Origin of the sequence: Blastococcus saxobsidens, from assembly GCF_010682065.1 — a bacterium.
Classification (GTDB): Bacteria; Actinomycetota; Actinomycetes; order Mycobacteriales; family Geodermatophilaceae; genus Blastococcus; species Blastococcus saxobsidens_B.
Map to the genome: position 1 here is coordinate 67363 of NZ_JAAGWG010000013.1, position 23358 is coordinate 90720.

30 protein-coding genes are annotated in these 23358 nt (G+C 73.1%); 5 read left to right on the forward strand and 25 right to left on the reverse strand.

What is annotated here, in order from left to right; all coding sequences use genetic code 11:
• Positions 1-15: 15 nt before the first annotated feature.
• From GCU60_RS10580 to GCU60_RS10620, 9 genes are all read right to left on the reverse strand, one after another.
• Positions 16-1209, reverse strand: coding sequence for an alpha/beta fold hydrolase (locus GCU60_RS10580; protein WP_163204950.1), 1194 nt, complete (start codon positions 1207-1209; stop codon positions 16-18).
• Positions 1209-2345 carry an alanine racemase gene (gene alr, locus GCU60_RS10585; RefSeq protein WP_163204952.1) on the reverse strand — a complete coding sequence of 379 codons (1137 nt, stop codon included), beginning with the start codon at positions 2343-2345 and terminating at the stop codon, positions 1209-1211. The genes GCU60_RS10580 and alr overlap by 1 nt, the downstream gene beginning before the upstream one ends.
• On the reverse strand, positions 2342-3808 hold the full coding sequence (locus tag GCU60_RS10590; protein ID WP_163204954.1) for an NAD(P)H-hydrate dehydratase: 1467 nt from the start codon (positions 3806-3808) through the stop codon (positions 2342-2344). Before GCU60_RS10590 ends, alr begins: the two co-directional genes overlap by 4 nt.
• Positions 3805-4191, reverse strand: a complete 387-nt coding sequence (locus GCU60_RS10595; RefSeq protein ID WP_163204957.1) for a holo-ACP synthase — start codon at positions 4189-4191, stop codon at positions 3805-3807. The genes GCU60_RS10590 and GCU60_RS10595 overlap by 4 nt, the downstream gene beginning before the upstream one ends.
• Before the next feature lie 102 nt (positions 4192-4293).
• Positions 4294-6171, reverse strand: coding sequence for a glutamine--fructose-6-phosphate transaminase (isomerizing) (gene glmS / locus GCU60_RS10600; protein ID WP_163204959.1), 1878 nt, complete (start codon positions 6169-6171; stop codon positions 4294-4296).
• 84 nt (positions 6172-6255) lie between these two features.
• Positions 6256-7602: a phosphoglucosamine mutase gene (glmM, locus tag GCU60_RS10605; protein ID WP_163204961.1), complete on the reverse strand. Its 1347-nt coding sequence runs from the start codon at positions 7600-7602 to the stop codon at positions 6256-6258.
• Positions 7603-7619: 17 nt separating this feature from the next.
• Positions 7620-8039, reverse strand: coding sequence for a 30S ribosomal protein S9 (gene rpsI / locus GCU60_RS10610; protein ID WP_163204963.1), 420 nt, complete (start codon positions 8037-8039; stop codon positions 7620-7622).
• A complete protein-coding gene (gene rplM / locus GCU60_RS10615; RefSeq protein WP_163204965.1) occupies positions 8036-8479 on the reverse strand; it encodes a 50S ribosomal protein L13 in 444 nt (147 codons plus the stop codon). Before rplM ends, rpsI begins: the two co-directional genes overlap by 4 nt.
• 146 nt (positions 8480-8625) lie before the next feature.
• Positions 8626-9132 (reverse strand): carbonic anhydrase, encoded by a 507-nt coding sequence (locus tag GCU60_RS10620; RefSeq protein WP_163204967.1) that lies wholly within the window; start codon positions 9130-9132, stop codon positions 8626-8628.
• A gap of 63 nt (positions 9133-9195) precedes the next feature.
• Here GCU60_RS10620 and moeA point away from each other — a divergent pair, with 63 nt between their 5' ends.
• Genes moeA through GCU60_RS10635 form a run of 3 tightly spaced genes read left to right on the forward strand, consistent with a single transcriptional unit; the run spans position 9196 to position 11398 of the window.
• Complete coding sequence (moeA, locus tag GCU60_RS10625; RefSeq protein ID WP_345770527.1) at positions 9196-10437, forward strand: molybdopterin molybdotransferase MoeA; 1242 nt, start codon at positions 9196-9198, stop codon at positions 10435-10437.
• Positions 10434-10907 (forward strand): cyclic pyranopterin monophosphate synthase MoaC, encoded by a 474-nt coding sequence (gene moaC, locus GCU60_RS10630; RefSeq protein ID WP_163204969.1) that lies wholly within the window; start codon positions 10434-10436, stop codon positions 10905-10907. The genes moeA and moaC overlap by 4 nt, the downstream gene beginning before the upstream one ends.
• Positions 10904-11398 carry a molybdenum cofactor synthesis domain-containing protein gene (locus GCU60_RS10635; RefSeq protein ID WP_163204971.1) on the forward strand — a complete coding sequence of 165 codons (495 nt, stop codon included), beginning with the start codon at positions 10904-10906 and terminating at the stop codon, positions 11396-11398. The genes moaC and GCU60_RS10635 overlap by 4 nt, the downstream gene beginning before the upstream one ends.
• A 144-nt stretch (positions 11399-11542) precedes the next feature.
• Here GCU60_RS10635 and fdhD read toward each other — a convergent pair whose 3' ends face one another.
• On the reverse strand, positions 11543-12379 hold the full coding sequence (gene fdhD / locus GCU60_RS10640; RefSeq protein ID WP_163204973.1) for a formate dehydrogenase accessory sulfurtransferase FdhD: 837 nt from the start codon (positions 12377-12379) through the stop codon (positions 11543-11545).
• Positions 12380-12421: 42 nt separating this feature from the next.
• Here fdhD and mobA point away from each other — a divergent pair, with 42 nt between their 5' ends.
• Together mobA and GCU60_RS10650 are read left to right on the forward strand one after the other, a co-directional pair.
• The gene (gene mobA / locus GCU60_RS10645; RefSeq protein WP_163204975.1) at positions 12422-13012 is read left to right on the forward strand and encodes a molybdenum cofactor guanylyltransferase; all 591 of its coding nucleotides are present in this window, start codon (positions 12422-12424) and stop codon (positions 13010-13012) included.
• Between the two features lie 10 nt (positions 13013-13022).
• Positions 13023-13688, forward strand: coding sequence for an SDR family oxidoreductase (locus GCU60_RS10650; RefSeq protein ID WP_163204977.1), 666 nt, complete (start codon positions 13023-13025; stop codon positions 13686-13688).
• A gap of 7 nt (positions 13689-13695) precedes the next feature.
• On the opposite strand, the gene truA is transcribed toward GCU60_RS10650, so the two are convergent.
• The 15 genes from truA to rpsE all read right to left on the reverse strand — a co-directional run bounded on the left by truA (position 13696) and on the right by rpsE (position 23344).
• Entirely contained in the window at positions 13696-14613 is a 918-nt protein-coding gene (gene truA / locus GCU60_RS10655; protein ID WP_345770528.1) for a tRNA pseudouridine(38-40) synthase TruA, read from the reverse strand.
• Positions 14585-14881 carry a hypothetical protein gene (locus tag GCU60_RS10660; RefSeq protein ID WP_239520892.1) on the reverse strand — a complete coding sequence of 99 codons (297 nt, stop codon included), beginning with the start codon at positions 14879-14881 and terminating at the stop codon, positions 14585-14587. The genes truA and GCU60_RS10660 overlap by 29 nt, the downstream gene beginning before the upstream one ends.
• Positions 14878-15492, reverse strand: coding sequence for a 50S ribosomal protein L17 (gene rplQ, locus GCU60_RS21585; RefSeq protein WP_163204979.1), 615 nt, complete (start codon positions 15490-15492; stop codon positions 14878-14880). Before rplQ ends, GCU60_RS10660 begins: the two co-directional genes overlap by 4 nt.
• A 156-nt stretch (positions 15493-15648) precedes the next feature.
• A complete protein-coding gene (locus tag GCU60_RS10670) occupies positions 15649-16725 on the reverse strand; it encodes a DNA-directed RNA polymerase subunit alpha (RefSeq protein WP_104527725.1) in 1077 nt (358 codons plus the stop codon).
• Between the two features lie 105 nt (positions 16726-16830).
• A complete protein-coding gene (rpsD, locus tag GCU60_RS10675) occupies positions 16831-17457 on the reverse strand; it encodes a 30S ribosomal protein S4 (RefSeq protein ID WP_163204981.1) in 627 nt (208 codons plus the stop codon).
• Between the two features lie 36 nt (positions 17458-17493).
• Positions 17494-17901, reverse strand: a complete 408-nt coding sequence (gene rpsK, locus GCU60_RS10680; protein WP_014377968.1) for a 30S ribosomal protein S11 — start codon at positions 17899-17901, stop codon at positions 17494-17496.
• Positions 17902-17997: 96 nt separating this feature from the next.
• Complete coding sequence (rpsM, locus tag GCU60_RS10685; protein ID WP_163204983.1) at positions 17998-18378, reverse strand: 30S ribosomal protein S13; 381 nt, start codon at positions 18376-18378, stop codon at positions 17998-18000.
• A gap of 14 nt (positions 18379-18392) precedes the next feature.
• A complete protein-coding gene (rpmJ, locus tag GCU60_RS10690) occupies positions 18393-18506 on the reverse strand; it encodes a 50S ribosomal protein L36 (protein WP_012950458.1) in 114 nt (37 codons plus the stop codon).
• A gap of 74 nt (positions 18507-18580) precedes the next feature.
• Positions 18581-18802, reverse strand: coding sequence for a translation initiation factor IF-1 (infA, locus tag GCU60_RS10695; protein ID WP_012950459.1), 222 nt, complete (start codon positions 18800-18802; stop codon positions 18581-18583).
• Between the two features lie 295 nt (positions 18803-19097).
• Positions 19098-19955 carry a type I methionyl aminopeptidase gene (gene map, locus GCU60_RS10700; RefSeq protein WP_239520894.1) on the reverse strand — a complete coding sequence of 286 codons (858 nt, stop codon included), beginning with the start codon at positions 19953-19955 and terminating at the stop codon, positions 19098-19100.
• Between the two features lie 40 nt (positions 19956-19995).
• Positions 19996-20610: an adenylate kinase gene (locus GCU60_RS10705; protein ID WP_163204985.1), complete on the reverse strand. Its 615-nt coding sequence runs from the start codon at positions 20608-20610 to the stop codon at positions 19996-19998.
• Positions 20610-21920 (reverse strand): preprotein translocase subunit SecY, encoded by a 1311-nt coding sequence (secY, locus tag GCU60_RS10710; protein ID WP_163204987.1) that lies wholly within the window; start codon positions 21918-21920, stop codon positions 20610-20612. Before secY ends, GCU60_RS10705 begins: the two co-directional genes overlap by 1 nt.
• A gap of 171 nt (positions 21921-22091) precedes the next feature.
• Entirely contained in the window at positions 22092-22535 is a 444-nt protein-coding gene (gene rplO, locus GCU60_RS10715) for a 50S ribosomal protein L15 (protein ID WP_163204989.1), read from the reverse strand.
• A 13-nt stretch (positions 22536-22548) separates the two neighbouring features.
• Positions 22549-22728: a 50S ribosomal protein L30 gene (gene rpmD, locus GCU60_RS10720; RefSeq protein ID WP_163204992.1), complete on the reverse strand. Its 180-nt coding sequence runs from the start codon at positions 22726-22728 to the stop codon at positions 22549-22551.
• A 1-nt stretch (position 22729) separates the two neighbouring features.
• Positions 22730-23344: a 30S ribosomal protein S5 gene (gene rpsE / locus GCU60_RS10725; RefSeq protein WP_026857030.1), complete on the reverse strand. Its 615-nt coding sequence runs from the start codon at positions 23342-23344 to the stop codon at positions 22730-22732.
• Positions 23345-23358 lie beyond the last annotated feature (14 nt).

Sequence of the window (23358 nt, forward strand, 5' to 3'; positions counted from 1 at the left end):
TCGTGCCCGAACCGATCAGCCCCGGGCGCCGGCCGAGCGCTCGGCGGCGACCCGTCGCAGCAGGGCGGTGAGCGCCGCGCTCACCTCGCCGGGCTCCTCCAGGGGCACCATGTGCCCGGCGGCCGGGACGACGACGTACTCGACCCGGTCCTGGTCCGCGCCCCCGAGCCCCGCCACGATCAGGTCGCTGTGCTCCTTGGGGATCATCTTGTCGCGGTCGCCGGTCAGCACCAGGGTGGGCACCGCCCGGAGCGGCTCCAACGAGCCGGTCTCGTCCAGGCCGGCGAGCGCCGGGTAGAACTCCGCGATCACGTCCACCGGCGTGCCGGCGATCATCGCGTCCACGTAGCGCACCAGGGCCGGGTCCACGTCGCCCCGGCCGAAGGACAGCGACCGGGTCGCCGCGGACACCAGCTCTGCCGCCAGCCGCCGGGTCCGTTCGGCGAACACGGGCCGGTGCCGCATCGTCCAGGCCGCCACCGGCAGGACGGCGGCGCGCACGCGGGTGAGCATCTCCGGCAGGCCGAAGTCCAGGTCGGCCAGGTTGCCGCTCGACGTCGACACCAGCGCGGCGCCGACGACGCGGCTGCCGAACAGCTCGGGACGCAGCGCGGCCAGCCCCATGATCGTCATGCCGCCCATCGAGTGCCCGACGAGCACGACGGGTCCGCGCGGTGCCCGGGCGTCCAGCACCGCCAGCAGGTCGCGGGCGAGCTGGTCGATCGTCGAGTGCTCCGGCGTCCCCCGGCCCGACGCGCCGTGCCCCCGCTGGTCGTAGAAGACCAGCCTGGCATCGGGCCGGTGCCCGTTCTCCGTGGCCAGCTCCGCGGCCAGGGTGCGCCGCTGGAACGCCCACGAACCCATGGACAGCGTGTAGCCGTGGACGAAGACGACGGTCAGCGGCGCATCCCGCGGCCCGATCTCCTCCACGGCGAGCACCACGCCGTCGTCGGCCTGCACCAGCGCGGTGCGGTCGGCGGGCCTGGCCTCGACGCCCAGCGGGTCGACCTGCCGCAGCTGGCCCTCGCTGAGGTTCTCCGGCAGCTCCGCGGCCGGCCCGAGCTCGGCGGCCCGGAGCCGTCGCGCCGCGATGCGGCTGACGGCCACGCCGGCGGCGGTGCCCGCGGCGGCGAGACCGAGCAGACCGCCGACGACCCCGGCGGTGTGGGCCCTCGGGTGCTTGTGCGCGAGCCGGCGGTCGCGCGCCATCAGACGGCCCCCGCGGACCCGACGTAGCAGCGGGTGAACCGCCCCCCGATCCGGGTGACCAGCTCGTAGTGGATGGTGCCGGTGGCGTCGGCCCACTGCTGGGCGGTGGGCTCCCCGCCCTCTCCGGGCCCCCACAGCACCACCTGGTCCCCCGGGGCGACGGCCGCGTCGCCGACGTCGAGGACGAACTGGTCCATGCACACCCGGCCCGCGATCGTCCGCTTCGCGCCGGCCGCCAGCACCGGGGCGGCGTTCCCCCCGGCCCGGGGCACGCCGTCGGCGTAGCCGACGGGCACGAGGGCGAGGGTGGTCTCGGCGGGCGTGGTGTACGTGTGCCCGTAGGAGACCCCGGCGCCGGCCGGCACCCGCTTGGTCAGCGCGACGCGGGCCTGCACGGTCATCGCCGGTCGCAGGCCGTGGTCGGCGGCATCCCCGCCCAGCGGGTCCAGCCCGTAGACGGCGACGCCCGGGCGCACCATGTCGAACCAGGTGTCCGGCAGCGCCACGGTCGCCGCGGAGTTGGCCAGGTGCCGGCGGGCGTCGGTGAGGCCGGCGGCGCGGGCGATGCCGACCGCCTCCTCGAACACCCGCACCTGCGCCCCGATCGTGGGGTGGGTGGGTGCGTCGGCATGGGCCATGTGGCTCCACAGCCCGACGACGGTCAGATCCCCGTCGGCCTGGGCCCGGGCAGCGGCCGCCACCAGCTCGGGCCAGTCGGCCATCGTGGCGCCCTCCCGGGACAGCCCGGTGTCGGCGAAGAGGTGCAGCCGCGCCGGGCGGCCGGTCTCCCGGGCGGCGGCGACCACCTCGGCCAGGCCCCAGCCGGCGTTGACCGACACCTCGACGTCGGCGGCCAGCGCGGCGGCGAGGTCGGCGCCCGGCCCGTTCAGCCAGGCGAGCAGCGGGGCGGTCACGCCGGCCGCGCGCAGCGCCAGCGCCTCGGCCAGCACCGCGACACCCAGCTGGTCGGCGCCACCGGCCAGGGCTGCCCGTGCCGACGGCACCAGGCCGTGGCCGTAGCCGTCGGCCTTCACCACCGCCATCAACGGCCGGCCGACCCGTTCGCGCAGCACCGCGGTGTTCGCCGCGATCGCGTCGAGGTCGACGACCACCTCCGCCCCGGTCCCGTTCGTCACGGCCCCGAGTCTGGCAGGCCACCGGGGCGGATCCCGCGCACCCGGCTGATCGTCTCGGGCAGGCGGCGCACGAGGTCCCCGGCGACGAAGGGCCCGCGCGCGGCGGCCACCTGCCCGGCACGGCCGTGCACGTGCGCGGCGACGGCGGCGGCCTCCGCCAAGGGCAGGCCGGTGGCCAGCAGGGCACCCGCGATGCCGGAGAGGACGTCACCGGTGCCCGCGGTGGCCAGCCACGGGGTGCCGGTCGCGTTGACGAAGGCGGTGCCCTCCGGCGCGGCGACCACCGTCGCGTCGCCCTTCAGCAGCACGATCGCGCCGAGGTCTGCGGCCAGCCGGCGCGTGGCCCCGATGCGGTCGCTGCCCGGCTCGGCGCCGAACCGGGCGAACTCGCGGTCGTGCGGGGTGAGCACCGTGGGCGCGCGGCGGCCCCGCACGAGCTCCGGCTCGCGGGCGAGCAGGGTCAGCGCGTCGGCGTCGACGAGCACCGGCAGGTCGGTGGCGAGCACCTCGGCCAGCACCGCGCGGGCGTCGTCGTCGGTGCCCATGCCGGGCCCGACCACCCAGGCCTGCACGCGGCCGGCGTCCGCGGGCCGCCCGTCGGTGACGATCGCCTCGGGCCAGGCGGCCCGGACGCCGTCGGCGGCCGTGCCGGCGTACCGGACCAGCCCCGGACGGGTGCGCAGCGCCGCTCCGGTGCACAGCACGCCCGCGCCGGGGTAGGTGGCCGACCCGGCGACGACGCCCACCACCCCCTGCGAGTACTTGTCGTCACCCGCGTCGGGTTCCGGCAGCCGCGCGGCGGCGTCGGCGTCGGTCAGCTGCCACGCGCCGGGGGCCGGCAGGTGCTCGTCCAGCCCGATCTCCACCAGGTGCACCTCGCCGGCGTGCGCCCGCCCGTCGCCGACCACGAGGCCCGGCTTGACCGCGCCGAAGGTGACCGTGTGCGTGGCGGGGAAGGCGGCACCGTCGACGGCACCGGTGTCGGCCGCGACCCCGCTGGGCACGTCGACGGCCACCATCAGCGCCGGCCCGACCGCGGCGCGGTCCACCAGCGCGGCGGCGTCCGGCCGCAGCCCGCCGGAACCACCGATCCCGACGATGCCGTCGAGCACGAGGTCTGCCCGGTCCAGGTGGGCTCCGGCCTCGGACGGTTCCACCACGCGGCCACCGGCCTTCAGCAGCGCGCGGAGGCCGCCGGCGTGGGTGCGGTCGGATGCCAGCAGGACGGCGGTGACCCGCACGCCCCGGCGGGCCAGGAAGGCACCGGCGAACAGTGCGTCCCCGCCGTTGCCGCCGGCCCCGACGAGGAGCGTCACCCGGGTGCCGGAGGCCCGGCCGAGCAACCGCAGGCAGACGGTGGCCAGCCCGGTCGCCGCTCGCTGCATGAGCGCGCCGTCCGGCAGGGCCGCCAGCAGCGGCGCCTCCGCCGCCCGGACCTCCGCGGCGGTGAACAGGCCGATCACGTCGTCTCCCGGGCCAGGCCCTCGGCGACCACGACCGCCGAGGCGATGCCGCCGTCGTGGCTGAGGCTCACGTGCCAGGACGTGACGCCCAGCTGGGCCGCCCGGCCGGCGACCGAGCCGCGCACCGCCAGGTGCGGCCGGCCGTGGTCGCCCACGGTCACCTCGGCGTCGTGCCAGTGCAGGTCACCGGGGGCACCGAGCGCCTTGGCCAGTGCCTCCTTGGCGGCGAACCGGGCGGCCAGCGACTCCCCCGTGCGCGGCGCACCCGACGGGGTCCGCTGCTCGTCGGCGGTGAACAGGCGGTCGCGGAGCCCGGGCGTGCGCTGCAACGACTGCGCGAACCGTTCCACCGGCACCACGTCGATCCCGACCCCGATGATCACCCGGCCAGTCTGCAGGGTGATCGTCGACGACGCCGCTCCGAGCGCAAGGCCCCGACCAGAGGCTCGCCCCGAGCGTGCGAGGGGTGAGGAGGTCGGGGTCCTTCACTCGACGGTGACGCTCTTGGCCAGGTTGCGGGGCTGGTCGACGTCGAACCCGCGGGTGTCGGCGATCTCGCAGGCGAGCACCTGCAGCGGCACCGTGGTGACCACCGGGGCGAGCAGGGTCGGCGTGCGCGGCACCCGGATCAGGTGGTCGGCGTACGGGACGACGTCCTCGTCGCCCTCCTCGGCGATCACGATCGTCCGTGCCCCGCGGGCACGGACCTCCTGGATGTTGGAGACGACCTTGCCGTGCACCGAGTTGCGGCTGCGTGGCGACGGCACGATCACCACGACCGGGGTGCCCTGGTCGATCACGGCGATCGGGCCGTGCTTGAGCTCGCCGGCGGCGAAGCCCTCGGCGTGGATGTAGGCCAGCTCCTTGAGCTTGAGGGCCCCCTCCAGCGCCACCGGGAACCCGACGTGCCGGCCCAGGAACAGGATGGTGCCGGCGTCGGCCAGTGACCGGCCGAGCTCGCGCACCGGCTCCATCTGCTCCAGCACGGTGGCCACCGCGTCGGGCAGGGCGCGCAGGTCCTCGACGATCGCGGCGATCTCGTCCTCGTACTTCACCCCGCGCACCTGGGCGAGGAAGAGCCCCACCAGGTAGCAGGCGACGACCTGGGCGAGGAAGGCCTTGGTCGAGGCGACGGCGATCTCCGGACCGGCGTGGGTGTAGAGGACGGCGTCGGACTCGCGCGGGATGGTCGACCCGTTGGCGTTGCAGATCGCCAGCACGCGCGCCTTCTGGTCCTTCGCGTGGCGCAACGCCATCAGGGTGTCCATCGTCTCGCCCGACTGGCTGATGACGATCACCAGCGTGGAGCGGTCCAGCACCGGGTCGCGGTAGCGGAACTCGCTGGCGACCTCGACCTCGACCGGGATCCGCGTCCAGTGCTCGATCGCGTACTTGGCGATCAGGCCCGCGTGGAAGCTGGTGCCGCAGGAGACGACGAAGATCTTGTCGATGTCGCGCAGCTCCTGGTCCGACAGGCGCACCTCGTCGAGCACGAGCTCGCCGTCCTCGGCCAGCCGGCCCAGCAGCGTGTCGGCGATCGCCTGCGGCTGCTCGGCGATCTCCTTGAGCATGAACCAGTCGTAGCCGCCCTTCTCGGCGGCGGCGGCGTCCCAGTCGACCGTGTAGGCCGTCGGCTCGGCCGGCGTGCCGTCGAAGCCGGTGACCGTCAGCCCCCGGGTGCGGTCGATCTCGACCACCTGGTCCTGGCCGAGCTCGCGGGCCTCCTTGGTGTGCCCGATGAACGCGGCGACGTCGGAGCCCAGGAAGTACTCGGCGGTGCCGTCCACGGTCTCGCCGACGCCCACGACCAGCGGGCTGCTGCGGCGGGCGGCGACGAGCGTGTCCGGCTCGGCGACGTGCGTGCAGACGAGCGTGAAGGCACCCTCGAGACGGCGGGAGACCCGGCGCAGCGCCTCGGCCAGCCGTCCCTCGCCCTCCGGCGTGCTCTGGTAGACCGCCGCCAGCAGGTGGGCGACGACCTCCGTGTCGGTCTCGGAGGTGAACTCGACGCCGGCGGCCTCGCACTCGGCCCGCAGCGACGCGAAGTTCTCGATGATGCCGTTGTGGATCACCGCGACCGACCCGTCGGCGGAGACGTGCGGGTGCGCGTTGCGGTCGGTCGGCCCGCCGTGGGTGGCCCACCGCGTGTGCCCGATGCCGATGGTGGCCGCGGGCAGGGGTTCTTCGGCGAGGACCTTCTCCAGGTTGGCCAGCTTGCCGGCCTTCTTCGCCGTGCTCAGCTCGCCGCCGGAGAGGACGGCGATGCCCGCGGAGTCGTAGCCCCGGTACTCCAGCCGGCGAAGGCCCTCCAGGACGACGTCCAACGCGCCCTGCGGACCGACGTAACCCACGATGCCGCACATTGCTCCGAGGGTACCGGGGCGGACGCGGTCGACGGTCCCGCCGAGGCGGGAGGACCCCCAAGGGGGTGTCTGCTGCCGGCTCGGTCAGCCCGCGCGTGCCACGACCGCGGCGAGCCGCTGGGCCACCGCGTCGGCCAGGTCCTGGGTCGGCGCCTCGACCATGACCCGCACGAGCTGCTCGGTGCCGGACGGGCGCAGCAGCACCCGGCCGGCCTCGCCGAGCTCGGCCTCGACGGCGTTCACCGCGGCGGCCACCTCGTCGCTCTCGGCGACGGCGAGCCGGTCCTGCACGGGGACGTTGATCAGCACCTGCGGCAGCCGGCGCACCACGGAGGCCAGCTCCGCCAGCGAGGAGCCGGTGGCGGCCATCCTGGACAGCAGCGCCAGCCCGGTGAGCAGACCGTCGCCGGTCGTGGCGTGCTCGAGGAACACCAGGTGCCCGCTCTGCTCGCCGCCGAGGCTCAGCCCCCCCGCGCGCAGCGCCTCCAGCACGTACCGGTCGCCGACCGCGGTGGTGTGCACGGAGATGCCCGCGTCCCGCATGGTGTGGTGGAAGCCGAGGTTGCTCATCACCGTCGCCACGACGGTGTCGGCCTTGAGGGCGCCGCGCTCGTGCAGGGCCAGCGCACAGATGGCGAGGATGGCGTCGCCGTCGACGACGTCACCGGCGGCCGTGACCGCCAGGCAGCGGTCGGCGTCACCGTCGTGCGCGATGCCGATGTCGGCCCCGCGCTCCCGGACCGCGTCGATCAGCGGGCCGAGGTGGGTCGAGCCGATGCCGTCGTTGATGTTCCAGCCGTCGGGAGCGCAGCCGATCGCGTGCACCGTGGCACCCGCGCGCCGGTAGACCTCCGGAGCGGCGCCGGCGGCCGCGCCGTGCGCGCCGTCGACGACCACCGAGAGCCCGGTGAGGGGCTGGTCGACCGTCGAGAGCAGGTGCTCGAGGTAGGCGTCGGCACCGTCGGCGAGGGCGCTCACGCGGCCGATCGCGGCACCGGTCGGGCGATGGTCCGCCGACGAGCCGGACGTCACGGCCTGCTCGATGGCGGCCTCGAGGGCGTCGGGCAGCTTGTGCCCACCGCGGCTGAAGAGCTTGATGCCGTTGTCCGGCATGGGGTTGTGACTGGCCGAGATCATCACGCCGAGATCGGCGTCGCTGCGGCCGGTCAGGTAGGCCAGCGCCGGGGTGGGGACCACCCCGGCCAGGAGCACCTCTGCTCCGGCGCTGGTGAGGCCCGCGACCACTGCGGCCTCGAGCATCTCCCCGCTGGCACGGGGATCACGGCCGACGACCGCGACGGGACGCGAGGTCCCGTCGCGGTCGGCGAGCACGCTTGCGGCGGCGCGAGCCACCGAGAGGGCCAACTCCGGCGTGAGGTCGGAGTTGGCCCGACCCCGGACGCCGTCGGTCCCGAAGAGTCTCCCCCCCATGGACGACGCCGTCCCGGTCAGCGCTTGGAGTACTGAGGCGCCTTGCGGGCCTTCTTGAGCCCGTACTTCTTGCGCTCCTTGACCCGCGGGTCACGGGTGAGGAAGCCGGCCTTCTTGAGGGCCGGACGGTCCTCGGCCTCGATCTCGATGAGGGCCCGGGCGATGGCCAGGCGCAGCGCGCCGGCCTGGCCGGTGACGCCACCACCCTTGAGCAGGGCGACGACGTCGTACTGCTCGGCCTTCTCGAGGGTCACGAACGGCTCGCGGATGAGCTGCTGGTGCACCTTGTTCGGGAAGTACTGCTCCAGGGTGCGGCCGTTGAGCTTGAACTCGCCGGTGCCGGGGAGGAGGCGGACGCGGACGATCGCTTCCTTGCGCCGGCCGACGGTCTGGATCGGACGCCCGTCGGCGTCGGTCACGGTCAGTGCGCTGGTCACTGGGCCACCTGCTTGATCTCGTAGGTCTGGGGCTGCTGCGCGGCGTGCGGGTGCTCCGGGCCGGCGTAGACCTTGAGCTTCTTGAGCATCTGACGGCCCAGGGTGTTGTGCGGCAGCATGCCCTTGATCGCGCGCTCGACGACGCGGTCGGGGTGCGTGCGGAGCTGGTCGCCGACGTTCGTGGTCTTGAGACCACCCGGGTGACCGGAGTGCCGGTAGGCGACCTTGTCGTCGCGCTTCGAGCCGGTCAGCGCCACCTTGCCGGCGTTGACGATGACGACGAAGTCGCCGACGTCCACGTGCGGGGCGTACTGGGGCTTGTGCTTGCCGCGCAGCAGCTGCGCGGTCTGGCTGGCCAGTCGACCGAGCACCACATCGGTGGCGTCGATGACGTGCCAGGCCCGGGCGACCTCGCCGGGCTTGGGGGTGTACGTGCGCACGGGCGCTCGACTCCTCGTCGTCGGGGTGGCTGGTGGGATCGCCTCACCGAGTACGGGAGACAGGGGACGGCGCGCGGGCACCAGCCGGCTTGCGCGCGCCAGCCGGTCACGATACCAGCCGCGGCGGTGCCGCCTGCCGGGCCCGGTCAGCGGGCGCCGGCGTCCAACTCGGTGACCTCGCGCAGGCGCCCGGTCTCGACGTCGTACACGGTGCCGCGCACCTCGTGGGAGAGCAGGTACGGGGAGTCGCGCACCAGCCGCATCGACTCCCGCACGTCGGCGTCGACGTCGGTGAAGGTGCGGGCCGCCCACGGCGGGCGCCGGCCGGTCGCCTTCTCCACCGCGTCGGCGAAGCTCACGTCGTCGGTGGACTGCAGACCGCACTCGGTGTGGTGCACGAGCACGATCTCGCGCGTGCCGAGCGCGTGCTGGCTCAGGGTCAGCGACCGGATGACGTCCTCGGTGATCACGCCGCCGGCGTTGCGGATGACGTGTGCGTCGCCGACCTCCAGGCCCAGCACACCGAACAGCGGGATGCGGGAGTCCATGCAGGCCACGACGGCGACCTTGCGGGCCGGGCGCACCGGCCTGCTGCCGGGGAAGCGCTCCGCCCAGGCCGCGTTCGCCTCGAGCATCCGGTCGATCTCCGCCACGTCACCCTCCGTCTCACCGTGCCGTCCGGGGGACAGTAACCGGCGGCCGACGAGCTGGCTCGCGTGACCATCGGCCAGGATGGACGGGTGCGCACGGTCGAGGAACACCAGGCGGTGGTCGACGCGCTGCTGCCGCCGATGCCCGCGGAGACGGTCGCGCTGGCCGGGGCCCACGGCCGTGTGCTGGCCCTCGACGTGGTCGCCGAGGTGCCGCTGCCGGGCTTCGACAACTCGGCGATGGACGGCTATGCCGGGCGGTGGGCGGAGCTGGCCTCCGCCGACGGGTCCCCCGTCCGCCTGCCGGTGGCCGAGGACATCCCGGCCGGGCGCACCGACGTCGTCCCCCTGGCGCCCGGCACGGTGCACCGGATCATGACCGGCGCCCCGCTGCCGCCGGGCGCCGACGTCGTCGTCCCGGTGGAGCTCACCGACGCCGGCACCGAGGTGGTCGAGATCCGCGACCGCCCGCCGATCGGCAGCCACCTGCGCGCCGCCGGTGAGGACATCGCGGCCGGCACGGTGGCCCTGTCCGCCGGCGCACCCCTGGCCGCCGCCCAGCTCGGCCTGGCGGCGGCCGTGGGAGTACGCGAGCTGAGCGTCCGGGTCCGCCCGCGGGTGCTGATCCTGTCCACCGGCAGCGAGCTGGTCGCCCCCGGGCAGCCGCTGGCCCGCGGCCAGATCTACGAGTCCAACTCGGTGCTGCTGGCCGCCGCGGTGGAGGAGGCCGGCGGCCTCCCCCGGCGGCTGCACTTCGTCCCCGACGACGTCGACCAGTTCCTCGCCACGGTGCGGGCCGAGCTGGGTAGGCGGGGAGACGGTCCAGTCGACCTGCTGGTCACCAGCGGCGGGGTGAGCGCCGGCGCGTACGAGGTCGTCAAGGACGCCTTCGCGACCCTGGGCACCGTCGAGTTCGGCAAGGTGGCGATGCAGCCCGGTGGCCCGCAGGGCGCCGGCACGGTCGACGGCGTCCCGGTGATCACCCTGCCCGGCAACCCGGTGAGCGCCTTCGTCTCCTTCGAGGTGTTCGTCCGCCCGGCGCTGCGCCGCTCCCTCGGGCACGCCTTCCCCGACCGCCTGCGGGCGCCGGCCCGGCTGACCAGCCCGCTGCGCTCCCCCGCGGGCCGTCGCCAGTTCCTGCGCGGCCGCTACGACGCCGGCCAGGTCTCCCAGGTCGGCGGCCCCGGGTCGCACCTGGTGGCCCACCTCGCCCGCGCCAACTGCCTGGTCGTCGTCCCCGAGGACGTCACCGAACTGCCCGCCGGCGCCGAGGTCGACGTCGTGCTGATCGAGGGAGCCCTCCAGTGAGCGAACCGCGCCTGACCCACGTCGACGATCGCGGCGCCGCGCGGATGGTGGACGTGAGCGCCAAGCAGGTGACCGCACGGGAGGCGACCGCCGCGGGCCGGGTGCTGGTCAGCGCCGCGGTCGTCGACCTGCTGCGCGGGAAGGGCGTGCCGAAGGGCGACGCCGTCGCCGTCGCCCGGATCGCCGGCATCGCCGGGGCCAAGCGCACGCCCGACCTCGTGCCGCTGTGCCACCCCATCGCGCTGCACGGCGTCACCGTCGACATCGAGGTCGCCGACGACGCCGTGGAGATCACCGCCACCGCCCGCACCGCCGACCGGACCGGTGTGGAGATGGAGGCGCTCACCGCGGTGACCGTCGCCGGGCTCACGATGATCGACATGGTCAAGGCGGTCGACCCGCGGGCCTCGATCACCGAGGTCCGGCTGCTGCGCAAGATCGGCGGGAAGAGCGGGGAGTGGCTCCGGTGAGGGAGCTCCCGGCCGGCGCGCGCGCCGTCGTCCTGACCGCGTCCAACCGGGCCTCCGCGGGCGTCTACGAGGACCGCAGCGGCCAGGCCCTCGCCGCTGGTCTGCGGGAGCTCGGCTTCGCCGTGGAGGGACCGCACGTCCGGCCCGACGACGTCGGCGAGCTCGAGGCGGTGCTGCGGGCATCGGTGGACCTCGGCGTCGACCTGGTCGTCACCACCGGCGGCACGGGGCTCTCCCCGACCGACGTCACCCCGGAGGCCACCCGCGCGGTGATCGAGCGCGAGGCGCCCGGTATCGCCGAGGCCGTCCGCCGTTACGGCGCCGACAACGGCGTGCTCACCTCGGTGCTGTCCCGTGGCCTGGCCGGCACGGCGGGCCGCACGCTGATCGTCAACCTGCCCGGCTCGACCGGCGGGGTGAAGGACGGCCTGGCCGTGCTCGGCCCGCTGCTCCCCCACGTGGTGAGCCAGCTCCGCGGCGGCGATCACTGAGCCATGACATTGCGGTCCTCCGGACCGCACCGCGGCCAGGTGCCGTCCCCGGTCTGCGCTGAGCGAGTCCGCGACACCACCGGAGGAGCCTCCGGTCCCGTCCGGCGGCGCCGCCGTCGCAGGCGGCTCCCGCCAGGTGCCGCGTCAGTTCTCCGGTGCCAGCTGGATCCGCTCGGTGTGCGTGTAGACGTTGCAGCCGTCGCCGCGCAGGAAGCCCACCAGCGTGATGCCGACCTCGCGGGCCAGCTCCACCGCCAGCGAGGACGGCGCCGACACCGCGGCGAGCACCGGGATCCCGGCCATCGCCGCCTTCTGGGTGAGCTCGAAGCTGGCCCGCCCGCTGACCATCAGCACGTGCGCCGCCAGCGGCAGCCGGCCCTCGCGCACGCCGTCGCCGACGACCTTGTCGACGGCGTTGTGCCGGCCGACGTCCTCGCGCAGCGCCAGGAGCTCGCCGGCCGCGGTGAAGAGGCCCGCGGCGTGCAGCCCGCCGGTCTTGTCGAACACCTGCTGGGCGGCGCGGAGCCGGTCGGGCAGCGCGAGCAGCACCTCCAGCGGCAGCCGCACCCGGTCGCCGGCGACGTCGTAGGAGGTCTTGGTGCGGATCGCGTCGATGCTGGCCTTGCCGCAGACCCCGCACGAGCTGGACGTGTAGAAGTTCCGCTCCAGCCCCGTGTCGGGGATCGGCACACCGGGCGCGAGGTCGACGTCCACGACGTTGTAGGTGTTGCGGCCGTCGGCGTCGACCGAGTCGCAGTACCGCAGGCCGGCGACGTCGTCGGACCCGTGGATGACGCCCTCGGTGGCCAGGAAACCGTGCACCAGGTCGAAGTCGTCGCCCGGCGTCCGCATCGTGACCGCCAGCGGCGTGCCGTTCAGCCGGATCTCCAACGGCTCCTCGGCGGCGACCGTGTCCGGCCGGGTGGTGTGCTGCGGACCTCGGATGCGCAGCACCGGGGTGCGGCTGGTGACTCGTCCCACGGCGTGGACGGTACCCACGCCGGGCGGCCTACGGTGCTGCCCATGGAGGAACTCCCGCCGTACTCGGCCGTGGTGCTGGCCGGCGGCCGGGCCTCCCGCCTCGGCGGCCGGCCCAAGCCGCAGCTGGAGGTCGGCGGCCGCAGCCTGCTGGCCGCGGTCCTCGGCGCGGTCGCGGACGCCCGGCGCCGGGTGGTGGTCGGCCCGGTGCAGGACGCGCCGGCCCACGTGGTCTTCACCCGCGAGGAGCCCGCCGGCGGCGGACCGGTCGCCGCGCTCCGCGCCGGGCTCACCGCCGTGGACACCGACGTCGTCGCCGTCCTCGCCGGGGACCTCCCCTTCCTCACCGGCGACCTCGTCCGCACGCTGCGGCGGCGCCTGGTGGACGACGGGGTCCTCGTCGTCGACGACACCGGCCGCGACCAGCTCCTGCTGGGCGTCTGGCGGACGACGGCGCTGCGGACGGCCGTCGGGGACCCGGGCGGGCCCGCGGCCCTGCACCGGGCGCTGAGCGGGCTGGCGGTGGACCGCCACCGGCCGGAGGTGGCGCCGGGCGCTCCCCCGCCGTGGCTGGACTGCGACACCCCCGAGGAGCTGGCCCGGGCCCGGGCGGTAGCCGGCCGCCGCACCGGGTAGGGGCCGGGGCATGCGCATCGTCATCGCCGGGGCCCACGGGCAGGTCGCCCGCCGCCTGGGCCGCCTGCTGTCCGCCCGCGGGGACTCCGTCACGGGCCTCGTCCGCAACCCCGACCACCGGGCCGACCTGGAGGACGACGGCGTGACGCCGGTGGTCCTGGACCTGGAGTCGGCCACGGTGGACGACGTCGCCGACGTGCTCACCGACGCCGACGCCGTGGTCTTCGCGGCGGGTGCCGGCCCGGGCAGCAGCAAGGATCGCAAGGACACCGTCGACCGGGGCGCCGCAGTCCTGCTCGCCGACGCCGCCGAGCGGGCCGGCGTGCGCCGCTACCTCCTCGTGTCCTCCATGGGGACGGACATGGTGGCCGACGGCGCCTCCCCCGAGGGCGTGGACGAGGTGTTCACCGCCTACCTGCGCGCCAAGCTCGCCGCCGAGCAGGACCTCCTGGCCCGCCCGGAGCTGGCCGTGACCGTGCTGCGGCCCGGCGGGCTCACCGACGACGCGGGCACCGGGACGGTCACCCTCGACCGGCACGTCGAGCGGGGCAGCATCCCGCGCGACGACGTCGCCGCGGTGCTCGTCGCCCTGCTGGACGCCGGGCGGGACGGCGCCGTCGTGGAGCTGGTGTCCGGGGGGACGCCGATCGCCGAGGCCGTCGCCGCGGTGCCCTGACCGCCGGTCAGTCGCCGCGGCGGGCGCGGGTGACCTGCGTGCGGGAGGCCAGCTCGGAGTCGGGCGGGTAGTCGACGGCCACGAGGGTGAGGCCGTGCGCGGGGGCCACCGGCACGTCACTCGCGCGCTCCGTGCGGCTGAGCAGGCCGGCCGGCCAGTCCAGCGGACGGCGGCCCTCGCCGACCGCCACCAGCCCGCCCACGAGGCTGCGGACCATCGAGTGGCAGAAGGCGTCGGCCGAGGCGTCGATCCGGACGGTCTGCGATCCGTCATCCTCGTGCTGCCGGGCGACGGTCAACCGCAGCAGCGTGCGGATGGTCGTGGCGCCCTCGCGGCGCCTGCAGTAGGCGGCGAAGTCGTTCTCCCCGAGCAGCAGCCCGGCGGCCAGGTCCATCGCGCCGGTGTCCAGGCGGCGCGGCCAGGCCACCGTGTCGGCGCGTCGCAGCGGCGGCGGACCGGAGGGCGCGTCGGTGAGGCGGTAGACGTAGTGCCGGGCCAGCGCCCCGAACCGGGCGTCGAAATCCGGATGGGCCTCCTCCACCCGCGGCACGCCGATGTCGGCGGGCAGCACACCGCGCAGCCGGCGGACGAGCTTCTCCTGCTGCTCCTCCCACACGGCGTGGGGGACGTCGCAGTGCACCACCTGCCCCGTGGAGTGCACGCCGGCGTCGGTGCGGCCGGCGACCGTCAGGTCGACGTCCGTGCGCAGGACCGTCGCCAGTCCCCGCTCCAGTTCCTCCTGCACCGTGCGCAGCGCCGGCTGGCGGGCCCAGCCGTGGAAGCCCGTGCCGTCGTACTGGACGGCGAGACGGAGACGGACGAGCCCGCCACCGTTGCCGGTGGCGGGCTCGTCCGTGTGCTGCTGGGTGCTCAGCGCGTGTTCGCGATCGTGTGCGTCAGCGCGGGTCGGGCGCCGACTCGCCACCGGGAGCGTTCAGGCTCGCCGTGGCGGCGTCGCCCATCTCGGCGGCGTTGATCTCGGCGGCGACCGCCTCGGCCAGCTCCGGCGAGAGCGCCGGGTCGTCGACCACGGCGGTGTTCTGCGCGACCGGCTCCGGGGTGACGTCGCCGTCGTCCTGGCGCTCACCGTCGGGGTTGTAGACGTCGGTGACGATCTCCTGGGCCTCGTCGGTGACGGAGCCGTCGGTCACGGCCGGGGAGGTGTCCCCGCCGGGGCCGGTGGAGCTGGTCACTTGGCGCCGTCCGTGTCGGACTCCGCCGCGGCGTCGTCGGAAGCCGTCTCGTCCGCGGTCGCCTCGGCCGTCTCGACCTCAGCGGTCTCCTCGGTCGCGGTCTCCTCGGTCGCGGTCTCCTCGGCAGGCGTCTCCTCGGCCGGCTCGACGGCGTCGGCGGTGACCTCGCCCGAGGCGGCGGCCGCGCCGGCACCGGCGGCGAACTTCGTGCCGCGGGCCCGCTCGGCCTCGCCGACGGCCTGCTGGCCGACGGTCAGGGCCTCGACCAGCTCGATGACCGCCATGGGCGCGTTGTCGCCCTTGCGGGGACCGACCTTGGTGATCCGGGTGTAGCCACCGGGACGGTTCTCGTAGCGAGGACCGATCTCGGCGAAGAGCGTGTGGACGACGTCCTTGTCACGGATGGTCGTCATCACCTGACGACGGGCGTGCAGGTCACCGCGCTTGGCGAAGGTCACCAGCTTCTCGGCCAGCGGACGCAGGCGCTTCGCCTTGGTCTCGGTGGTGGTGATCCGCCCGTGCTCGAACAGCGAGGTGGCCAGGTTGGCCAGCATCAGCCGCTCGTGCGCGGGGGACCCGCCGAGACGGGGGCCCTTGGTGGGGGTGGGCATGTCGGTCCTTCCTCAGGCGGCCGGGCGCTCGCTGCCGGCTGCATCCGTGATGCTGCTGTCGTCCGTACTGCGGTGGTGCTGCACTGCTCGTGGCGTCAGTGTCGCGCGCCCCGCGGCGGGGACGGACGGCGGGTTCGCCGTCCGTCCCGCACCGCCTCAGAGCTGCTCGGTCTCCTGGTAGGAGGTCTCGTCGTACTGCGCCTGGTCGTAGCCGGCGGCGTACTCGCCCGTGCCCTGGTAGGCGTCGGTCTCGTAGCCCTCGTCGTAGCTCTCGACCGAGGTGGGGATGAACCCGGGCGGGCTGTCCTTGAGCGCGAGGCCCATGGCCGCCAGCTTCATCTTGACCTCGTCGATCGACTTGGCGCCGAAGTTACGGATGTCGAGGAGGTCGGCCTCGGAGCGGGTGACGAGCTCACCGACGGTGTGCACGCCCTCGCGCTTGAGGCAGTTGTAGGACCGGACGGTGAGGTCCATGTCCTCGATCGGCATCGAGAAGTTCGCGATGTCGGCGGCCTCGGCCGGGCTGGGCCCGACCTCGATGCCCTCGGCGTCGACGTTCAGCTCGCGCAGCAGGCCGAACAGCTCGACGAGGGTCGAACCGGCGGACGCGATGGCGTCCCGCGGGGCCAGCGACGGCTTGGTCTCGACGTCGACGACCAGGCGGTCGAAGTCGGTGCGCTGCTCGACACGGGTCGCCTCGACGGCGTAGGTGACCTTGAGGACCGGCGAGTAGATCGAGTCCACGGGGATGCGGCCGATCTCCTGGCCGGGCTGCTTGTTCTGCGGCGCCGGCACGTAGCCACGGCCACGCTCGACGACCAGCTCGACCTCGAGACGGCCCTTGCCGTTGAGCGTCGCGATGTGCAGGTCGGGGTTGTGCACCTCGACACCGGCCGGCGGCGCGATGTCCGCGGCGGTGACCTCGCCCGGCCCCTGCTTGCGCAGGTACATGGTCACCGGCTCGTCGGAGTCGGAGCTGACGACCAGGCCCTTGAGGTTCAGGATGATCTCGGTGACGTCCTCCTTGACGCCCGGCACGGTGGTGAACTCGTGCAGGGTGCCCTCGATGCGGATGCTGGTGACAGCCGCACCGGGGATGGACGACAGCAGCGTGCGCCGCAGGGAGTTGCCGAGGGTGTAGCCGAAACCCGGCTCGAGCGGCTCGATGACGAACCGCGAGCGCTGCTCCGAGATGATCTCCTCGGTCAGCGTGGGGCGCTGTGCGATGAGCATTGGTTCTCCTTCATGTCCTCCGGCACCCGCCATATGACGCCGTGAGGGTGGTGCTGGCTCCGGCGGGCATCTGTCCGCCCGCCGGAGCCGGTACTGCAGTGGTGCTTACTTCGAGTACAGCTCGACGATCAGCTGCTCCTGGACCGGGGTGTCGATCACCTGGCGGGCCGGGATGCTGTGCACGAGCACGCGCAGCTGGCTGCTGATGACCTCCAGCCACGGCGGAACGGGACGCTCGCCGGCGCGCGCCTGGGCGATCTCGAACGGCAGCATCGTGCGCGACTTCTCCGCGACCTCGACGATGTCGTTCTCGCTCACCCGGTAGGACGGGATGTCGACCTTGCGGCCGTTGACCCGGATGTGGCCGTGGCGCACCAGCTGGCGGGCCATGTCGCGGGACTCGGCGAAGCCGGCCCGGTAGACCACGTTGTCCAGCCGCGACTCCAGGATCTGGAGCAGGACCTCACCGGTCTTGCCGGTCTTGCGGTTGGCCTCTTCGTAGTAACCGCGGAACTGCTTCTCCAGCACGCCGTAGATGCGGCGCGCCTTCTGCTTCTCACGAAGCTGGAGCAGGTACTCGCTGTCCTTGCTGCGGCCACGGCCGTGCTCGCCCGGCGGGTAGGGCCGGATCTCGATCGGGCACTTCGCGGACTCGCACTTGCTGCCCTTGAGGAACAGCTTCATCTTCTCGCGCCGGCACAGGCGGCAGTCGGCTCCGGTGTAACGGGCCACGTCAGGTACTCCTCGTTCGTCTCGTCAGTCGGCCGGTCAGACCCGGCGGCGCTTCTTGGGCCGGCAGCCGTTGTGCGGCTGCGGCGTGACGTCCTGGATCTGTCCGACCTCGAGGCCGGTGGCCTGGAGGGAGCGGATCGCGGTCTCCCGGCCGGAGCCGGGGCCCTTCACGAAGACGTCCACCTTGCGCATGCCGTGCTCCTGCGCCTTGCGGGCCGCGTTCTCGGCGGCCATCTGCGCGGCGAAGGGGGTCGACTTGCGCGAGCCCTTGAAGCCGACATGGCCGGCGGAGGCCCAGCTGATCACGTTCCCGTTGGGGTCGGTGATCGAGACGATCGTGTTGTTGAACGTGCTCTTGATGTGCGCAGCACCGTGAGCGACGTTCTTCTTCTCCTTGCGGCGGACCTTCTTGGCACCGGCCGCGGCGCGAGCCCTGGGAGGCATGTGTGTGTGGGGTTCCTTCTCTTCGTGGCCTAGAGAGGCAGCACGCGCTGCACCGTCGTTCCCCCCTCAGGGACGCGCGACGGCGCGGTACGCGGCTTACTTCTTGCCGGCCTTCTTCTTGCCGGCGATGGTCTTGCGCGGGCCCTTGCTCGAGCGCGCGTTGGTCTTGGTGCGCTGACCGTGCACCGGGAGACCGCGGCGGTGCCGCAGGCCCTGGTAGCAACCGATCTCCACCTTGCGACGGATGTCGGCAGCGACCTCGCGGCGGAGGTCACCCTCGACGCGGAAGTGCTCGTCGATGTAGTCGCGGAGCTTCAGCAGGTCCTCGTCACTGAGGTCCTTGGCGCGCAGGTCCGGGCTGACGCCCGTCGCGGCCAGGGTCTCCTTGGCGTGGTGCCTGCCGATTCCGTAGATGTAGGTGAGCGCGATCTCCATCCGCTTCTCGCGGGGGAGGTCGACGCCAGCCAGTCGTGCCATGTTCAGGTACTCCCTCAGCCCTGGCGCTGCTTGTGCCGGGCGTTGTCGCAGATGACCATGACCCGGCCGTGCCGGCGGATCACCTTGCACTTGTCGCAGATCTTCTTCACCGACGGCTGGACCTTCACCGGTGCCGCCCCTCATTTCCTCGGATCGTGTGCCCGCCGCGCTCTGCCTCGCGGCAGCTGCACGGTCCGAGCGGTTACTTGTAGCGGTAGACGATGCGACCGCGCGTCAGGTCGTAGGGCGAGAGCTCCACGACCACGCGGTCCTCGGGCAGGATGCGGATGTAGTGCTGCCGCATCTTGCCGCTGATGTGGGCGAGCACCCGGTGCCCGTTCTGCAGTTCGACCCGGAACATCGCATTGGGCAGCGGCTCGACGACGCGACCCTCGACCTCGATGGCCCCGTCCTTCTTCGCCATGCCTTGAACGCGCTCCCTGACTCGGTGGTACTGGATCCTCGTGCGCCCGCGCCGGAACCCGGCTGGACGCACACGGAGATTGCAGAACAGGTGGTGCAGGCGCTCTCGCAGAGGGCGTCTCGCGTCACGCGGCCACAGCACGACGACGAAACGGCGCTAGCGCCACAGAAGATCGTACCCCGGTGCCCCACCCGTCACCAACCCGCCCCCGTAGTGACGGTGGTGACGTGCTGGGACGGGCTCGCCGCAGGGCCCCGAGCGAGCGCAGCGCGTCCCGGGAGGCGCTGGCCCTTCCTCAGGTTCGAGGCGTGATCCCGAACGGTGCCAGGCCGGCGACCCCGCCGTCCTCGGCCGTGAGCACCCAGGGGCCCTCGGGCGTGATGGCCACCGTGTGCTCGAAGTGACCGGCCCGGGAGCCGTCCTTGGTGACGACGGTCCACCCGTCGTCGAGCTCGGCCGTCGCCGGGTCGCCCACCGTCACCATCGGCTCGATCGCCAGCGCCAGCCCCGGCACCAGCTTGGGCCCACGCCCGGCGCGGCCGTAGTTCAGCACGTGCGGGTCCTGGTGCATCTCGGTCCCGATACCGTGCCCGCCGTAGTGGTCCACGATCCCGTACCCGTGCTGGTGGGAGCGGATGGACTCCTCGACCGCGTGGCTGATGTCGGTCAGCCGGCCGCCGGCGACCGCACGGGCCAGCCCGGCCCACATCGAGCGCTCGGTCACCTCGAGCAGGGCGGCGTCCTCGGGGGACGGCTCCCCCACCGTGACGGTGACGGCGGAGTCGCTGTGCCAGCCGTCCAGGATGGCGCCGCAGTCGATGGAGATGTTGTCGCCGGCCTCGAGGCGCCGCTCCGGGTTCGGGATGCCGTGCACGATCTCGTCGTTGATCGAGGTGCAGATCGTCCCGGTGAAGCCGTGGTACCCGAGGAAGTTCGGCACCGCGCCGTGCGAGCGGATGTGGTCCTCCGCGACGGCGTCCAGCTCCCCGGTGCTGACACCGGGAGCAACCGCGGCCCGGACCGCCGCGAGGGCCCCGGCCGTGACGAGGCCGGAGGCACGCATGAGCTCGATCTCGTGCGCCGTCTTGATCTGGATCATGCGTCCACTCCACTTCGCCAGCAGCGGGATGCGACCCAGGATGCCTGTCGTCATCTACCGCGCTGCTCCTTCACCGGGCCACCGGGGCCGGCAGTCAGACCGAGGCCGGCTGACCGGACTCGTCGCCGCCGTCGACGCCCAGTGCGCGCAGCGCCCGGGCGGTGACCTCCTCGACCGACCCGATCGCGTCGATCCGGGCCAGCAGACCCTCGCTGTCGTAGAAGCCGGACAGCGGCGCCGTCTGTTCCCGATAGACCTTCAGGCGGTGACGCACCGTCTCCGGCTTGTCGTCGTCGCGCTGGACCTCCTGGCCGTCGACGACCATCCGCCGGCCGGAGAGCCGGCGCACCAGCTCCTCCTCGTCGACGACGAGCTCGAGGACCCGGTCGAGCGCGTTCCCGAGGTCGTGCAGGGAGGACCGGAGCTGCTCGGCCTGGGCGATCGTCCGCGGGAAGCCGTCGAGCAGGAAGCCCGCCTTGGCGTCGGGCTCGGCGAGACGGTCCTTCACCATGGCCAAGGTGATCTCGTCGGGGACGAGGTCACCGGCGTCCATGTAGGTCTTCGCCTTCAGGCCGAGCTCGGTCTGCCCGCTGACGTTCGCGCGGAAGATGTCACCGGTCGAGATCGCCGGCACGCTCAGCTCACCGGCGATGATCTGCGCCTGGGTGCCCTTGCCCGCTCCGGGAGGGCCCAGGAGGACGACGCGCACTACTTCAGGAACCCTTCGTAGTTGCGCTGATTGAGTTGCGTCTCGATCTGCTTCACCGTCTCCAACCCCACTCCGACCATGATGAGGACCGCGACCCCGCCGAACGGGAAGTTCTGGTTCTGCCCCGGCTGCGTCACGGCGAGGAAGAAGTTCGGGAGCACCGCGACGATGCCCAGGTACATCGAGCCGGGGAGCGTGATCCGGGACAGCACGTACTGCAGGTATTCGGCAGTGGGCCGGCCGGGGCGGATGCCCGGGATGAAGCCGCCGTAGCGCTTCATGTCGTCGGCCCGCTCCTCCGGGTTGAACGTGATCGACACGTAGAAGTACGTGAAGAACACGATCAGGCCGAAGAACACCGCGATGTGGACCGGGCTGCTCTGGTCGACGATGTTGTTCTCGAAGAACTGCCGGACGCCGCCGGTCTCGTTGCCCTGCAGCTGGATGATCAGCTGCGGCAGGTACAGCAGCGACGACGCGAAGATGACCGGGATGACGCCGGCCTGGTTGACCTTCAGCGGCAGGTAGGTGGACGTGCCGCCGTACATGCGCCGGCCCACCATCCGCTTGGCGTACTGCACCGGGATGCGGCGCTGGGCCTGCTCCACGTACACGACGGTGCCGATGATGACGACGGCGATCACGCAGACCACCGCGAAGACGACGCCGCCGCGCGACTGGAGGATCGACCCGCCCTCGGCCGGGATGCGTGCGGCGATCGAGGTGAAGATCAGCACGGACATGCCGTTGCCGATCCCCTTCTCGGTCAGCAGCTCGCCGAGCCACATGATCATGGCCGTACCGGCGGTGAGCGCGATGACCAGCACCACGGTCGTCCACACCGAGTTCGACGGGATGATCTGCTCGCTGCAGTTCGGGAAGAGCTGGCCGCTGCGCGCCAGGGCGATGATGCCGGTGCTCTGCAGGACCGCGAGGGCGATCGTCAGGTAGCGGGTGTACTGGGTCAGCTTGGCCTGACCCGACTGCCCTTCCTTCTTCAGCACCTCGAAGCGCGGGATCACCACCACCAGCAGCTGCACGATGATGCTCGCCGTGATGTACGGCATGATCCCCAGCGCGAAGACCGAGAGCTTCAGCAGCGCGCCGCCGGAGAACAGGTTGACCAGCGAGTAGATGTCCCGCTGGTCGGATGCCTGCGCCTGGTCGAGACAGCTGTTGATGGCCTCCACGGAGACGCCGGGCCCCGGGACCTGCGCCCCCAGCCGGTACACGGCGATGATCGCCAGGGAGAACAGCAGCTTGCGCCGGAGGTCTGGCGTCCGGAACGCCGCGGCGAACGCCTGCAGCACGTGCCCTCCCCTGATCGTTCGTAAGAGATTAGCAATGCGGCCGACCGCCGCTGCCACGACACAGTCGCCGGCCGCGACCGCACAACGGCCGGTGCCCGGCCGCGTGACGCGGCCGGGCAGCAGACGACCCCCGCGGGCGCGGTGTCACGCTCCCGCGGGGGTCGCCCGTTGTCAGATGCGGTTGGTGCTGCCCCCGGCAGCGCCGATCTTCTCGGCGGCGGACGAGGAGAAGGCGTGCGCGTGGACGTCGACCTTCACGCCGCCCAGCTCGCCGGTGCCGAGCACCTTGACCGGGTGACCACGACGGACCGCGCCGGCCTCCACGAGGGTGTCCGGGTCGACCAGACCACCCTGCGGGAAGAGCGCCGCGATGCGGTCGAGGTTGACGACCTGGAACACGACCTTGTTCGGGTTCTTGAAGCCCGAGAGCTTGGGCAGCCGCATGTGCAGCGGGGTCTGCCCACCCTCGAACCGCGCGTGGGTGTTCCCGCGCGCGCCGGTGCCCTTGGTACCGCGACCGGCCGTCTTGCCCTTGGAGCCCTCACCGCGACCCACGCGGGTCTTGGCGGTACGGGCGCCCGGGGCCGGGCGCAGGTGGTGGACCTTCAGAGTCATAGCGAGTCTTTCCTCAGACCTCTTCGACGGTGACCAGGTGCGGCACCGTTGCGACCATCCCGCGGATCTCGGGACGGTCCTCCTGGACGACCGAGTCGTTGATCTTCTTCAGGCCCAGCGAGCGCAGCGTCTGCCGCTGGTTGGGCTTGGTGCCGATCGCCGACTTGACCTGGGTGACCTTCAGCTGCGCCATCTCAGACCCCCTGACCCGCACGGGCACGCAGCATGGCGGCCGGGGCGACGTCCTCGAGGGGCAGACCACGGCGAGCCGCGATCTCCTCCGGGCGGACGAGGTCCTTCAGGGCCTGCATCGTGGCGTGCACGATGTTGATCGGGTTGGACGACCCGAGGCTCTTCGACAGCACGTCGTGGATGCCGGCGCACTCGAGCACGGCACGCACCGGACCACCGGCGATGACACCGGTACCGGGGCTGGCCGGCTTCAGGAGCACCACACCGGCCGCCGCCTCACCCTGCACCGGGTGCGGGATGGTGCTGGCGATGCGCGGCACCTTGTAGAAGTGCTTCTTGGCCTCCTCGACACCCTTGGCGATCGCCGCGGGCACCTCCTTGGCCTTGCCGTAACCGACGCCCACGGTGCCGTCGCCGTCGCCCACGATCACCAGGGCGGTGAAGCTGAAGCGACGACCACCCTTGACGACCTTGGACACGCGGTTGATGGCGACCACGCGCTCGATGTAGTTGCTCTTCTCGGCGGGAGCGCCTCCGGGGCCCCGCCCGCCGTCACGACGGTCGCGGCGGTCGTTACCGCCGCCGGCGCCGCCGCCGCGTCGCTGTGGTCCTGGCATCAGACGTCCCTCTC

What these genes read in the sequence shown, in the direction of transcription:
- glmM (WP_163204961.1), bottom strand. Translation starts at nt 7,602, where the DNA reads ATGGGGGGGAGACTCTTCGGGACCGACGGCGTCCGGGGTCGGGCCAAC.
- GCU60_RS10580 (WP_163204950.1), bottom strand. Translation starts at nt 1,209, where the DNA reads ATGGCGCGCGACCGCCGGCTCGCGCACAAGCACCCGAGGGCCCACACC.
- glmS (WP_163204959.1), bottom strand. Translation starts at nt 6,171, where the DNA reads ATGTGCGGCATCGTGGGTTACGTCGGTCCGCAGGGCGCGTTGGACGTC.
- rpsM (WP_163204983.1), bottom strand. Translation starts at nt 18,378, where the DNA reads ATGGCACGACTGGCTGGCGTCGACCTCCCCCGCGAGAAGCGGATGGAG.
- infA (WP_012950459.1), bottom strand. Translation starts at nt 18,802, where the DNA reads ATGGCGAAGAAGGACGGGGCCATCGAGGTCGAGGGTCGCGTCGTCGAG.
- rpsK (WP_014377968.1), bottom strand. Translation starts at nt 17,901, where the DNA reads ATGCCTCCCAGGGCTCGCGCCGCGGCCGGTGCCAAGAAGGTCCGCCGC.
- rpsE (WP_026857030.1), bottom strand. Translation starts at nt 23,344, where the DNA reads ATGCCAGGACCACAGCGACGCGGCGGCGGCGCCGGCGGCGGTAACGAC.
- GCU60_RS10670 (WP_104527725.1), bottom strand. Translation starts at nt 16,725, where the DNA reads ATGCTCATCGCACAGCGCCCCACGCTGACCGAGGAGATCATCTCGGAG.
- GCU60_RS10650 (WP_163204977.1), top strand. Translation starts at nt 13,023, where the DNA reads ATGCGCATCGTCATCGCCGGGGCCCACGGGCAGGTCGCCCGCCGCCTG.
- rplO (WP_163204989.1), bottom strand. Translation starts at nt 22,535, where the DNA reads ATGACTCTGAAGGTCCACCACCTGCGCCCGGCCCCGGGCGCCCGTACC.
- map (WP_239520894.1), bottom strand. Translation starts at nt 19,955, where the DNA reads ATGACGACAGGCATCCTGGGTCGCATCCCGCTGCTGGCGAAGTGGAGT.
- mobA (WP_163204975.1), top strand. Translation starts at nt 12,422, where the DNA reads ATGGAGGAACTCCCGCCGTACTCGGCCGTGGTGCTGGCCGGCGGCCGG.
- rplQ (WP_163204979.1), bottom strand. Translation starts at nt 15,492, where the DNA reads ATGCCCACCCCCACCAAGGGCCCCCGTCTCGGCGGGTCCCCCGCGCAC.
- rpmD (WP_163204992.1), bottom strand. Translation starts at nt 22,728, where the DNA reads ATGGCGCAGCTGAAGGTCACCCAGGTCAAGTCGGCGATCGGCACCAAG.